Source organism: Bacillus sp. FJAT-44742, assembly GCF_002797315.1.
GTDB classification, from domain to species: domain Bacteria; phylum Bacillota; class Bacilli; order Bacillales; family Marinococcaceae; genus Thalassorhabdus; species Thalassorhabdus alkalitolerans.
The window spans coordinates 246,354-259,716 of sequence record NZ_KZ454937.1; the positions used below are offsets into that span (position 1 = coordinate 246,354).

Below are 13,363 nucleotides of genomic sequence, written 5' to 3' on the forward strand. Positions count from 1 at the left end.
AAAGAAAATAAGGTATGCACAAACTATGCAATTGAAGAACCTTACATGATATCACCTCAAAATCAGGCTCTGCCTGATATATCACCTTTGGTGATATCATTTTTCCCTTATGCTCTTCTCCCTATATCGGTCCTGTCCTCATATATAGGGGAATTTCAGAAGAAAAGAGGTATGTCGATGGATATTCTTTTAAGAAACCTAAACCCTGTGGTGATCAAAAGCATTGATGAAAGAGCCAAAAAGAGTAAGCAATCCCGACAAGAATTTTTAAAAAGTATGATCGAAAACTATACCATGCTTCACGACTTAAATGATCGAGAGCTTGTACTCAAAACTACACTGGATAAAAGTACAGAAGTGATTGTGTCCATGCAGCACCAGCTAGAAAAAAATAATGAATTGCTTTCTTTACTACTAGATGAAGAGGAAGAAGAATGACGGCAGCCAGTTATAAAGAAGCTGCGGTGATTGTGACCTCCCGTTTTGTTCAACCGGGAAGCTCTAGCTTTAAGGAATACGTCAATTACATTGATCGAAAAGAAGCAATACAATCATCAAAGTATGCATTGTATAACGATTATATGGAAGATGAAGAAAAAGCCACATCCTTATTTACAGAATCACATGATCGGTTAGATCAAGAACACAAAGAAAAGGTAAAAGATGCATTCAAGACTGGCCAAAATCGAGGAAGCATTTTGTATCAGGATGTAGTGTCGTTTGATAACAAATGGCTTGAAGATAACGGTATCTATAACCGGAAAACAAAAACTGTAGATGAACAACGGTTAAAAGATATTACTCGGGTTGCCATGAAAGACATGCACGAAAAAAACAACATGGGAAAGAATCTTGTCTGGTCAGGAGCGATTCATCATAACACCGATAACGTTCATATTCACCTGGCCACCGTTGATTTATCCCCACCAGAAGATCAACGAGGAAAACGAAAACAAAAAACTCTTGATCAGTTTAAGTCGGTCTACATTCATAAGATCAATGACCGGTCAAAAGAATACCAACAGATTAATGAGTTGATTCGAAAAGACATCGTAAACAAGAAAAAAGAGACAAAAACGTTTTCTACCTTTAACCGGAAATTTAAGAAGGATTTCATGACCATCTATAAACAGCTACCGATAAACCGGAAGTATTGGAATTATGGCTACCAAACCATCAATCATGTAAAGCCAGAATTAAATAAACTAACAAAAAAATATGTCCAGACGTACCACAAAAAAGACATGGAAGAGTTAGAAAAAAGATTAGATAAAGAAGTGGAAATGTTAAAGAAGTCGTACGGAAAAGGAGGGAACCACCGGCACAAAGATTTTAAGAAAAACAAATTGGCTGATTTAGAAAAGAGAATGGGAAACGCGTTTCTTGCGGAAATGAGAGAGTACGATAAGAAAGTCAAAAAGGCAGAGCGTGCAAATCATTCAAAAGCCCAAAATAAAACGTTTCAGACCATGAAACGAAACGCTGCCTTTAATCAAATGAGGTATGGGTTAGATCGGGCGATTCATTCAGAAATGAACAGTGGGAAAAATAAAGCTGCGTATGAAGAAATGCAGCGAAACATTGAAAGGGGTTATTCACGGTGAGAGAAGATGTAGTGAAAAGAGTGCGAATTTCAAAAGAAACCGAAGCATTTATGGATGAATTTGCAGAGCAAAAAGGGATTCAGCCTACCCATAAAAACAGAACGATAAATTTGATTGTGGAAGAATACAAAAAAATGAAGGAAGAGGAAAAGTGGAGAGGACAGTTAGAAGAAAATGTGGTTGAAAAAGTGTCTGAAAATCTTCAAAAGGAAGTTAGAAAAGAATTGTCTCGTATTTTACTAGGGGTGAATAACACAGATCGAAATACACAAATCCTTCTTCAACTGATCAACGGAATGATGGTGAACATGAACATCAATAACATCATGACAACAGAGGATTTTGAAACAAATGGACTTAAAACAGCGAAAGAAAAAGTTCAACAAGACATCGTTCACCAGAAACAAAAACGTGATCATTATTACGCCAAAAAAGGAGGTGAACAACATGGAAGCAGTTCAGTATGAACATGCCTTTATTAAAGAGTTTGGAGAAAATGAAGCCATCGTGACGGCCGCTGGAAAGGATTATCACATCCTCTTAACCGATGAACAAACTGAAACTCTTCAAGGATTACTCTTAGAAGAAGAATTGGAATACGTCTTGTTTGATACGAAAGAAGAAGTGATTGTATTGGATGATGTATTACAAATGACTGAAAAAGATAATCCAGCCTTAACCGATTTAGACGACGGACTTGATGATGACGGAATCGTGAGATAAAGGAGGAAGAGAATCATGGCTCGGTATAAACGAAAATCTAATGCGGAAAAGAAAAAAGAAATTGACCGGCTGACGGCAGATCGAAACAAACAAGTGGAATCCTATTTTCGTACCGAAGAGGATATGAAAGAGTATTTACGGTTCATGGCAAAATTCTATGATTACTCTCCCCGTAATTCGGCTTTGATTCAAAGTCAGTTCCGGGGGGCTGAAGCTGTAGGAGGGTATAACTTCTGGAAGAAGGAAGGCTTTCAGGTTCAAAAAGGAGAAAAAGCGATTAAGATTTTGGTTCCTTCTCCGTACAAAACCTTTGCACGCGAACGAGAGGGAAAAACCTATCAGATGAGTGTTCGGAGTGCCACAAAAGAAGAGAAGGCAGCCATAGATCGGGGAGAGATCAAAACAAAAGAACAGATGGGCTATACCTCCGGAAACGTGTTTGATGTGTCGCAAACGGACGCAAAAGCTGAAGAGTTACCGAAAGTGTTTCCAAACAAATGGCTCGATGGAAAGGTAGAAAACTACGAGAACATGTTTCAATCCTTACAACGGCTCGGCAAAAACATGGGCGTAGAAACATTAGAACAGCCCTTAGATGGAAGGGAGTTAGGGGCAGCCAAAGGCGCTTATGTTGAATACCAGCAGCGTAATGCGGAAGGTGTGATGGAAGACAAGAGAGGGATTGAATTAAATCCACGAAATTCAGAGATTCAAAATGTCAAAACCATGATTCATGAATTGGCTCATGCTGACCTCCATAGCACAGAATCGGGGGGAAGGTATAATCGGACTCATGCCGAAAAGGAATTTCAAGCTGAAATGACAGCCTACACGGTGGCTTCCCACTTTAACATTGATACCAGTGAATACAGCTTGCAATATTTGGACAATTATACCCGTGATGAAAGAGACATCGGGGATAAACTAGAGTTGTTAGAGGAAGTCAAAGGAACCTCCTATAAATTTATTACTCATTTGGAAGAAGATATGGTGAAAGCCAAAGACAAAGAGTATGAAACAACAGAGGAAGTACAAGACCGATTTGGTCATCTTCAAGTCATTATGCGAAATGAAGTCAAACCGGTGTCTGAACTGTCACCTGAGGAATTCGAGTCTATGTTTCAGGCTAATGATGGGCGAAACATTCTGCAGGATAAACAATTTGAAAACAAAAGTGAAACAGAAACCATACAGACGTTCAATGCCTTAGACAGCAACTGGAATGGAAGCAAAGATAATGTGAAATTGGTGGACCCTAGCCAGAACGAACCACAATTTTATGTGGTCTGGTCGGAAAAAGAGCTGAAGCAAAACATGATGAATGCCGAAGAAATGAATACGATGTTAGCCAAAGAAAACCTTCACAGTTTAGGTTCCGGTGGATATGATAAGACGAAAATCAACATGGTAGATTCCTCCGGTGTCAAAACGATGGACCGTATTGATTTAGGGGATGGCCATTATCATGATCTCCGAAGTCATGTGCAGCAAACAAACCCTCAAACTGCCAAACAAATCAGTGACCATACCGATGCCTTACAAGGCATTTATACCAAAGAAGCTCTTTCTCAAACGATTGAAAGCAATTACAGAGAACATTTCTATCAAAAAGATCGAAACATCGAGGCCCCCCATGACATCACTTTATCGGACCTGGCTATTCAAACCTCTACAGACTTTGCCCTAGATCATCAATATTTATCTCCAAAGGATATCCAAGCTCTAAAAAAATCAGCTGAGGAAAACGTGTCTTCTCATGTAGATGAAATGAATACAAGAAACAGTATGGTACATCTAAAAGGGCATTACACCACGTACCAAAAAAAATCCCGGGACGAACAAAAAGGAACGCCAACGGAAGAAAAAATCATTGGCCGCATGGCTGCCGAAAATACGTATCACAAGGCAAAAATTAGTGCTTTGCAAGGAAACTATGTAGGGGAAGAGGACATTGCCAACCTGGAAAATCAAAACTCCATACAATCATCTTCAAGTCTGGCTCGTGGATCTTCTACCAAAGATTCCAAACAGCCAGACTTTCCTTTTGCCCAAAAACGTGTGAAGCAAAAAAACTCTGGTATGAGCCTATAAGGGGTGGGAGCATTGACACGGGTGACAACCGATGAAATCAATCAAGCAAAAGAGGTTCGGATTATTGATTTAATGGAAGCCAACGGAATTCAGGCGACACAGGAAGGACAACACTCCGAACCGTATTACCGGCTCACTGACCATGACAGTTTTGTGATCAAAGGGGAAAAGTTCTTCTGGAACAGCCAGCAAGAAGGAGGGTATGGGGCGATTAGTTTTGCTATGATCTATTATGACTTAAAATTTCCTGATGCGGTCAAACGGATTAATGAACATGAATACGCTCCGGTAAAAAGCCGGGGGGCAGCTGTGAAACATGAGCCGTTCAAGTACCCTCATTACTATGAAGTAAAAAAAACCGATAAGGTGCGGGATTACTTGATTCAGGAGCGAAAGATAGATCATAGAGTAGTAGACTGGTGCCTAGAGAAAGATTTGATTGCCCAGGACAAGAAAGACAATGCAGTGTTTAAGTGGAAAAACAACCATGGAACAGTGGTGGGTGCCGATCGGCAAGGTACCCAACCCATGAAAGACAAAGAGAGCTATTTTAAGGGAATGGTGGCCAAGTCTCTAGAAGATGGTGGTTTTACCATTGATGTAGGAAAGAACCCTAACAAGGTGGCCGTGTTTGAATCTCCGATTGATATGCTTTCCTATTGGTCGATGAAAAAAGAAAGAGTCCGAGATACCCGGATGGTAAGCATGGGCGGCTTAAAAATAGAATCGTTAAAACGAGCCATCAAAGATGCAGGAGAAAAGGGTTATAAGATTGAGAAAGTCATATCGGCGGTAGATAACGATAAGGCTGGAAACCAATTTCATGAAAAGCTGGATTCTCTCTTGAAAGAAGAAGTCCTGGTTGATCACCGGCCAACAGCCAAAGACTGGAATGATGAACGGAAAAATTCTCTTTCTAGTAGTAAACGGACGAAGCAAAAAAACGCTCAAATGGGAATGTAAGTGGAAAAGCCTGAAAGATTATGCTCATCCTCATAATGAAAGAATATTTGTTCTTGTTTTGCTCGTAGTCTACTCATAAATAAAAAAAACAACCACCAGACTTATTCTGGTGGTTGTTCAAAGGAGGGTCAAAAACAATGAATAAAAAGAACCCAGCATAAGCAAATGATTCCTCATAGCTTATCATTTACTTAAAACTCATTACCTCCTGTAGGTAGGTGTAAAACCAAATGGCAAGAAGACAGGAAAAAAATCCTAATCATGGTGCCAACGTAGTGGTAACTTGCTTATTCCCTTTTTATTTTTAAGTACATGACTATATTTATTTTTTTGACCTATTATCACCTTACTCCTACCAAAGGATTGAAATCCGGCTCTAACCTGCACAATCCCCCTCCATAAGTCACCGAACAAATTACACATAGCGTATAATTTTTATTAGTTGATTTCTTACTTACACCAAGGTGGGTGGTAACGTGAGTTGAAAAAATTGTAGAAATAACAAAGGGAAATGGAAAAACAAAACATCCTTCTTTAAGTGATAAAGAAGGATGTATGAAGAGTGAGTATGCAACTAGGAAAACACTGTTTACTCATATGTTCCTGTTTGGTCTCTCGTTTAAACATGGAATGTAAGATTCTCGAAAGGTAAAAATACAAAAAAACCAACGACTTATGAGCAAGCGAGCAATTGTATTCATTGCTTCCTCTTGAAGATTTTCAAAGGGGAAACGTTTGTTTTTATTTTGAGGTCTTCACCCAATAGGCTGCTTCTCGGCTGGATGGGGATGGTGGGAAGTTCTCTCCTTTTTCCACCTTAATTTCTGTGTCGTCGTTTTTGTTATTCCCATTTACTAAACTATCGACTTTATAGGTTCCACTTTCCGGCGCTTGTTCTCCTGTCTTGTACTTATCTTGGGCCATTAAAACTCACCTCCAAAAAGTTTAAGAACTATTCCCCCGTTTCTTCATTACCCTTTTTCCTTTCTTTTAAACGGTTTTATAAAAAATGTTCGAAGAGAGAAAAAAGAAAAATGGAGTACAACTGGAAAGGAAAAGGGTACATAAACATTCTATAAAAGAATCGTATAAATGTGGGAATTTGTTTTTTAATAGACAAAAGGGACAAGGGGTAGGAAGAAAGCAAGGGAAGAGTCAAGAGATCACTTGGGTTGGGAATGAATAAAAAAAATCCTTTATTCATTGTTAACAGGTATGGTCTCCGTAGGAGTATTAGGCGCTTGTAATGATGCCGAAGGTGATGAGGGGTAACAGATGGTTTTGAGGAAGAGAGTGATATGGAAGAGGACGGACTTTAAAATCTGTCGTAAGACCGGGTACCGATAAGGGGGTACGAACGGGCCGTATGGGACCCAAATGGTTTGTGGAATCGTAAAGAGTTCCTTGCTTACGTACAACGTGTTTATGGAAAGAAGGGAACCAACAGAGAGTGGGAAACTCCTCTAAAAGTACTTCAAAGATAAAAGAAGCACACCCCTTTTGGTGAGCTTCTTTTTGTATGGCTGCTTTATTTCTTTTCTCTCTCCACTTCATCTTTTAGAAGAACCATTCGGTGAAAAGGAAACTCTTCTTCTTTTCCTTTCAGGGGAAATTCCACCACTTCCGCGCAAATGGTTCTCTCATATTCTGCAATAACTTTCATTTCTTCTCCCTTAAAATATACCTTTTCTTCTAAGGTGAAATCCGTAAAAACCTTTCCGATAAAAGGATTTGCATTACGTTTTGGTGGAGATTGATGATTTTCCATATAGACACCCTCTTTCTTTAGAATCAGGATCATTCAGCAGAACGAAGAAGTTTAAAAAAGTAATAGATGGTTTAGGAAGGAATGGTAATAAGTATGAGGGACAGACGGAAAGAAAGAAAACAATAACCGCTATGGTTACAAAAATGCAAAAAAAAGACCTATATTGCTCATACACATGGATTTGATTTGTCTATTTATGCCTGTTTTCTCCTTCGATTTTCCCTGCCTGATACGGCGAAGAAGCTACCTGGGCTAGAACACATAGGAGAAGTAGAAGAAGATAAGAAATTTTGAGAGGGGAGATGGGATGTTATCTTCCCTCACTTTTTTCCATTTTCACAAACCCTTTCTCTAAGGTCTTTTTTATAAAGTGACATTTGTTTCTCGCTGATAGTTTTTTTAAGAGACGGGAGACATGTCCGTTTACTGTAGGTACCGATAAGTACACATCTTTTGCAATTTGTTGATTCGACTTACCTTGGACCATTTCATGCATAATCACTACTTCTGACTCGGTAAAGTAGGAAGGTAACTCTTCTTCCTTGAGGCGTAAGTTATAAAAGGGATCTTTTTTTATAAAACTATTCTCTTCGTTATGTGAACTAATGAGAGAAACGAGATGTGTATGAAACGGCACATCTATAAAACTGGGAGAAGAAGAGTGCTCATGCCAGACTTGAAGCACTGACTGACCAGACCGTAAGTTACTGAAGATATGAGTAACGTTTTGCTCCAGTAGTTTCTCTAAAAGATAAGCTTTGTTGACAGGTAACATGACGCTTATATGGGGATTAGTTGCTCCTTTTGTTTGTAATTCGTTCACCAGATTAATAAGGTTGAGCGTTTGAAATTTCCATATAACTTGAAGAGTTCCTTTTTTATCTTTCATTTTTATATAGTCGTTGCTGGTTTCTTCTATTGCAAAGGGTTGTGCCAGGTCTGGTACATACCACTTATAGTCTGTTTCTTCCAGTAACAAATAATAAACGTCAAACAATGCAGACCATTCCTTTCCTATCTGTACCACTTTTTTATCCCAGGGGTAATTGTTTTATTTTGTTTATAATAAGCTCCTCCCAAAAATGGAGCTTTCTTTCCTCCTTTTCAGTTTGTCTCATAAAAGGTTTTTCTTATTGTAGCCATAAGGTATCAAAAGGTACAGGAGGACAAAGGAGGCAATGTGGAAAATGAATGGTTGGTAAAACCGTTTTATCACTCAATATCAAGTAAAGTCTTAGGAAAAAAATTATACTTTTTTAATATATTTTTTGTCTTTGTCGAAACTAGGCGTTCAAATGACTCTCTTTTATAAAAATACAAAATAGTCCTTTATTACTGCCTGTAACAGCAAGAAATTAAAATAATGATATGGAAATGATAGCCTATAATAATATTATATTAAAATAGTTATGTGTAATATTGTTGTAAATTTCTGTTTTCGAAATAGTAGGTTGTAAGAGAGGGTAAACCCCCTGATATAAAAGGAAAATCACTCGATGAATAACGCAGATCGGGTTTCCAGAAAAATAGTAAGAATATTAAAAAGGCATTAAAAAGTTTGATTTTTATTTCCCTTCGCACACCTTCCTCTTATAATTGACGGTGTTTCGACATACTTTTCAACATTCTAAGGAGGAAGGTAGTTATGAACAAAAAAATTATGTGGTTAGCTGCACCAAGTTTAGCGTTAGGGTTAGCAGCTACAGCTGGAACATCTGATGCTGACGCACAAAATCCGAATGCTCAAGCTCAAGGAAATCAGGCAGCTCAAGCACAAGCACAAGCAAATGGACAAGGACCCCTAGGGAGCGTAGAAAACAAGGTTGCTTCTGTTGAGAATGAATTAAACAACCTATCTACTGTTTTAAATGATGAGGCGGAATTAACAGAAGGTGAAATCAACTCCCATAGTGGGAAACTTAATTCTTTACTAAATAGACTAAATGCCGCTTCGAATCAGTTGTCTGGATTAACCAATAATAGGCTGGATGCAGACAGTCCAGAAGTGTTAGAGGTTCAAGAACTGATTGCTGAGGCGGAAGAAGACGTAATTGAATTGCAAAATGTTCTTGGTACCCTTCCTGTAGATGAAGATGTAGTAGAAGAAGAGGACGGCCTTGAAGAAGACGAAGATGCCGTAGAAGAAGAGGACGGCCTTGAAGAAGACGAAGATGCCGTAGAAGAAGAGGACGGTCTTGAGGAAGATGAAGATGCCGTAGAAGAAGAGGACGGTCTTGAAGAAGACGAAGATGCCGTAGAAGAAGAGGACGGCCTTGAAGAAGACGAAGATGCCGTAGAAGAAGAGGACGGCCTTGAAGAAGATGAAGATGCCGTAGAAGAAGAGGACGGTCTTGAGGAAGATGAAGATGCCGTAGAAGAAGAGGACGGCCTTGAAGAAGATGAAGATGCCGTAGAAGAAGAGGACGGCCTTGAAGAAGATGAAGATGCCGTAGAAGAAGAGGACGGCCTTGAGGAAGATGAAGATGCCGTAGAAGAAGAGGACGGCCTTGAAGAAGACGAAGATGCCGTAGAAGAAGAGGACGGCCTTGAAGAAGATGAAGATGCCGTAGAAGAAGAGGACGGCCTTGAGGAAGATGAAGATGCAGTAGAAGAAGAGGACGGTCTTGAGGAAGATGAAGATACTCAGGCAGAAGTAGAAACTGATATTGAAGCCGATCAAGCCATCCAAATCAATGATTCAGATGAAGTAAATGTTACGTATGAAGCTTCAGCTGAGGCAAATGGTGAACTGACAGAGTAATACATGAATAACAACAGGAAGCTCTTTGAAACAAAAGAGCTTCCCTTTTATTCTCATACAATAGGATGATCCCCATGAAAATACATATATTGAGCCTTCCTTTATAAAAACACGGAAAGGACCGGTTATACATGAAAAAAAGAATAATGTACACAATTGCTTGTTTACTAGGTATCCTTCTTCTGTTTATCGGGACGCTATGGACAGAAGATACGACCTACGGACACACGGTGGGCGTGCAAGAAGGCATAGTTAGTGGAGCCGAGAATGGATTGTATGTTCGTTCAGGTCCTTCCCTCTCTTCTTCAGTGATAGGAGGGCTGAAAAACGGTGCAAAAGTAACCATTCAGGAAACCACAGAAGATTGGGCTCAAATCGAATACGTTAATGGTAGTGGATATGTCAGTCTCTCTTATGTGACGGTCGGTGAAGTAGCCTCCTCTCAAACCTCCCCTGTAAATAATGAAATCATTGCCATTGATCCGGGCCATGGCGGAAAGGATCCAGGTGCAGAAGCCTATGGGCTGCAAGAAAAGGAAATTGCGTTAGATGTTGGTCTTAGAGTACAAGAGAACCTAGATAATCTTGGCGCAGAAGTCGTCATGACCCGCACCAGTGATGTCTTTGTCGGGTTGTCAGAGAGAGCACGTATTGCCAATGAAGCCGACGCTAGTTCCTTTGTCAGTATTCACGCGAATTCGTTTAACGGAGAAGTGGAGGGGACAGAAACCTTTCATTCACCCGGGAGCGAAAAAGGGAAAGAATTAGCAGCTTATATTCAAGAAGAGCTACTAAAGGAGTTAGGAACTCATGACCGGGGAGTCAAAGAAGCTCACTTTGCCGTCTTATCTGAAACAACTATGCCGGCCGTACTCGCTGAGATTGCCTTTATGGATCATCCCTCAGATGCAGAAAAACTTCAATCCGGGGAACACAGAGAACGAATTGCAACGGCAATCACTCAGGGAATTAAGAAGTATTACTCTCATAACTAAGAAAAATTTAAACCATTGTATAGGAAAAGTAATTTTCTCTTTTTTCTGTCTCACCCCAAGGATCACGATAAAATCAAAGAAGAGTAGAAGGGAGTTCGTATGAAGAAGGTTGGATTTATAATCATTTTAAGTAGTGGTATCTTTCTAGCTGCTTGCGGTCAAGGAACAACCCCGCAAGATGCAGAGTATGAGGAAGAAGTAACAGGCGACGAAGAAACAGTAGAGAGGTCAGAAGAAGAATCGGTGAACAATGACGAAGGCACAGAGGATGAAGGGGGAGAAAACGGTCTGGAGGAAGAAACAACCGAAGAAGATATGGATGGAAATCAACAGAGCATGGAAGAGGAACAGGTGACAGACACTGTGCTTCTTTACTTTTCTGATCAAGAGGTAATGGAAATTTACTATGAAGAACATACCCTGGAAGTCGATTCAGAGGATCAACTTCCCGTGGCAGCCTTACAGCAATGGATTGAAGGACCAGAGCACGAGAGATTAACCTCAATAGTCAACGAGGATACAGATGTGCAATGGGTGGAAGAAGAGGGGAATACTGCCGTCATCTCCTTTAATCCGGCTCTTCTAGAATCCAACCTTGGATCGACTGCCGAAAAGCATTTGACTGAACAAATGGCATCTATCATGGAGCAATTTGGGTTTAGTCAGATCAAAATCTTGATTGATGGAGAGGAACAAGACACGTTATTTGGCCACTTCGAGGGGGGAGAGACATTCTCTTCCTCAGAAGAACATCATCCGATCACGGAATAAAAAGACGTCTCCTACCTCTTAGTAAAAAAATGGTGAAACGTAAAGGGTGGGGAGACAGTCGTTACAAAGGGAGGAAAAATGATCCTCCCTTTTCTTTGGACAACACGCACAACACGTGTTACATTGCATGCCCAACTTCCACTATTCGAAATATATTCTAGCGTCTATCAAACGTCTTTTTATTCTTAGGTCATTCCAACGCACTCAACACGCGGATTGTGGGTACAAAAAAGGAGTGAGAATGGTGTTTTCCAACAAGAAAGAAGGCAATGTGAAAGAGTACTTGAAACCGATAAGGAGCAGAGAAGAGAAGGAAAAAAAGCTCTTACAAAAGGCTGCACGTCTAGAAGAAAAGGGGAAGCTAAACGAAGCAATTGAATATGTCGATCAGGCTATCGAAGCTTATGTGGAACATGGACATTTAAGCAAGGCCTTTGCGGCTTATCAGAAAAAAGGGTCCTACCTCTATCAAGCAGGCAGAAAGGAAGAATCCTGGAATCTTTATCAGGAATTAGAGGAGATTTATCAAGAAGATGATCTTATTCTTCCTCAAGTATACGATGAGATGAGAAAACAATGTGAAGATGAAAATAGATTTACCAAAGCGTTTGAAATGGAACTTCTAGCGACTCTTTTTACTCATCGAAGTCAACTCTTACAAAATCAAAGGTTCCACGAGGACACGTTTAAGATAGATCGAAACTGGGAAGAAAATGAACGTTGCATGCATTTAGCAGAGCAAGCAGGAATAGATTGGCAACCCATTCAAACGTATTTAAGAGAAGCGTACAAAGGAATAGACGCACATTCCGACTTTGCAGGTATATACAAAGACGTGAAAAAACAGTTCCTTACGTAGGAAGTGCTAGATGTTTCTTTTGTTTGTGTTTTAATTATTCTCACCATGGGTAAAACGAAAACTCAAATAGAAATACCCCTCAGTCCCTTCAAACGCCACAATTTAAGTGATATAGTAAGGATTATCATCTTCATTTCTTTTTAAGCCCCCTGCTTTGTTAGCAGGGGATTTTTTCTATAACGCTATACTTAGCTTTGGTCTTTAAGAACTAAATTACAGGTGGGGAGAGTTTGCCGAATTATACTTACAAAGGGGGAAGGAAAATGAAAAACATTAATTTAGACGGAAAGACTAAAAAAGCAGTACATGGTTTGTTGGAAGTATACATAAACAGTGTGTACAAAAACCAACAGCTTAATAAAATTGGGATAGATGGCAATAGTTTTATAAATGATATAATAACGATTAAGGGTATAGACATTGGATCCTTTCTCTCGGGTCTTTTAGAGTTACCTGAGGACGATCAGGGAGGATTTTTCTATGAGGCAACTTCCCATCTTATTAGTGAAGATTCAAAACCAACTCCTGAAGAGGTGTTAAAGGAAATCGACAATAATATAACGGCCCTTTTAGAAGGGAAGACGATTTGTTATAGTGCGGAAGGACAAAGAATCATAAAATAGTAGGAGAGAAAAGGTAGTCAGGAGTAGATTGTTTTATTTTAAACTGTGCGAAAATTCTAACTATATATGGTAACAAATGTATGTTAGAATCAAATTGATAGACGGGCTTTTGTTAGCCTTGATATCCATCCCACTACATGAGACTTGACTATTTTCCATCTGATGTGCTGCCCAAAAACATCATAAGTGGTTACTTGACTTTATC

The 13,363-nt window shown here is 39.6% G+C and carries 14 protein-coding genes; 11 read left to right on the forward strand and 3 right to left on the reverse strand.

The genetic code is table 11. From position 1 onward, the window contains the following. Positions 1-177: 177 nt before the first annotated feature. Genes CEF17_RS19405 through CEF17_RS19430 form a run of 6 tightly spaced genes read left to right on the forward strand, consistent with a single transcriptional unit; the run spans position 178 to position 5,381 of the window. Entirely contained in the window at positions 178-438 is a 261-nt protein-coding gene (locus CEF17_RS19405) for a hypothetical protein (protein WP_100401163.1), read from the forward strand. Further along, positions 435-1,604 (forward strand): MobP2 family relaxase, encoded by a 1,170-nt coding sequence (mobP2, locus tag CEF17_RS19410; RefSeq protein WP_100401164.1) that lies wholly within the window; start codon positions 435-437, stop codon positions 1,602-1,604. Before CEF17_RS19405 ends, mobP2 begins: the two co-directional genes overlap by 4 nt. After that, positions 1,601-2,071: a hypothetical protein gene (locus CEF17_RS19415; protein WP_100401165.1), complete on the forward strand. Its 471-nt coding sequence runs from the start codon at positions 1,601-1,603 to the stop codon at positions 2,069-2,071. The genes mobP2 and CEF17_RS19415 overlap by 4 nt, the downstream gene beginning before the upstream one ends. After that, positions 2,052-2,327 carry a hypothetical protein gene (locus CEF17_RS19420; RefSeq protein ID WP_100401166.1) on the forward strand — a complete coding sequence of 92 codons (276 nt, stop codon included), beginning with the start codon at positions 2,052-2,054 and terminating at the stop codon, positions 2,325-2,327. The genes CEF17_RS19415 and CEF17_RS19420 overlap by 20 nt, the downstream gene beginning before the upstream one ends. Positions 2,328-2,342: 15 nt before the next feature. After that, positions 2,343-4,418 carry an ArdC-like ssDNA-binding domain-containing protein gene (locus tag CEF17_RS19425; protein WP_100401167.1) on the forward strand — a complete coding sequence of 692 codons (2,076 nt, stop codon included), beginning with the start codon at positions 2,343-2,345 and terminating at the stop codon, positions 4,416-4,418. A gap of 21 nt (positions 4,419-4,439) precedes the next feature. Then, positions 4,440-5,381, forward strand: coding sequence for a toprim domain-containing protein (locus tag CEF17_RS19430; RefSeq protein WP_232725703.1), 942 nt, complete (start codon positions 4,440-4,442; stop codon positions 5,379-5,381). A gap of 741 nt (positions 5,382-6,122) precedes the next feature. Here the strand turns inward: CEF17_RS19430 and CEF17_RS19435 are convergent. The 3 genes from CEF17_RS19435 to CEF17_RS19445 form a co-directional block, all read right to left on the reverse strand. Beyond that, positions 6,123-6,305: a YjzC family protein gene (locus CEF17_RS19435; RefSeq protein WP_100401169.1), complete on the reverse strand. Its 183-nt coding sequence runs from the start codon at positions 6,303-6,305 to the stop codon at positions 6,123-6,125. 604 nt (positions 6,306-6,909) lie between these two features. Then, complete coding sequence (locus CEF17_RS19440) at positions 6,910-7,149, reverse strand: hypothetical protein (protein ID WP_100401170.1); 240 nt, start codon at positions 7,147-7,149, stop codon at positions 6,910-6,912. A gap of 310 nt (positions 7,150-7,459) precedes the next feature. After that, positions 7,460-8,176, reverse strand: a complete 717-nt coding sequence (locus CEF17_RS19445; RefSeq protein WP_157843109.1) for a LuxR C-terminal-related transcriptional regulator — start codon at positions 8,174-8,176, stop codon at positions 7,460-7,462. Between the two features lie 618 nt (positions 8,177-8,794). Here CEF17_RS19445 and CEF17_RS19450 point away from each other — a divergent pair. The 5 genes from CEF17_RS19450 (at position 8,795) to CEF17_RS19470 (ending at position 13,158) form a co-directional block, all read left to right on the forward strand. After that, positions 8,795-9,910, forward strand: a complete 1,116-nt coding sequence (locus CEF17_RS19450; protein ID WP_100401172.1) for a hypothetical protein — start codon at positions 8,795-8,797, stop codon at positions 9,908-9,910. Positions 9,911-10,041: 131 nt separating this feature from the next. Beyond that, positions 10,042-10,905 carry an N-acetylmuramoyl-L-alanine amidase gene (locus CEF17_RS19455; RefSeq protein WP_100401173.1) on the forward strand — a complete coding sequence of 288 codons (864 nt, stop codon included), beginning with the start codon at positions 10,042-10,044 and terminating at the stop codon, positions 10,903-10,905. A gap of 99 nt (positions 10,906-11,004) precedes the next feature. Continuing rightward, positions 11,005-11,676, forward strand: a complete 672-nt coding sequence (locus CEF17_RS19460) for a GerMN domain-containing protein (protein ID WP_100401174.1) — start codon at positions 11,005-11,007, stop codon at positions 11,674-11,676. Between the two features lie 244 nt (positions 11,677-11,920). Beyond that, positions 11,921-12,535 carry a hypothetical protein gene (locus CEF17_RS19465; protein ID WP_100401175.1) on the forward strand — a complete coding sequence of 205 codons (615 nt, stop codon included), beginning with the start codon at positions 11,921-11,923 and terminating at the stop codon, positions 12,533-12,535. A 263-nt stretch (positions 12,536-12,798) separates the two neighbouring features. Then, a complete protein-coding gene (locus tag CEF17_RS19470) occupies positions 12,799-13,158 on the forward strand; it encodes a hypothetical protein (protein ID WP_100401176.1) in 360 nt (119 codons plus the stop codon). Positions 13,159-13,363 lie beyond the last annotated feature (205 nt).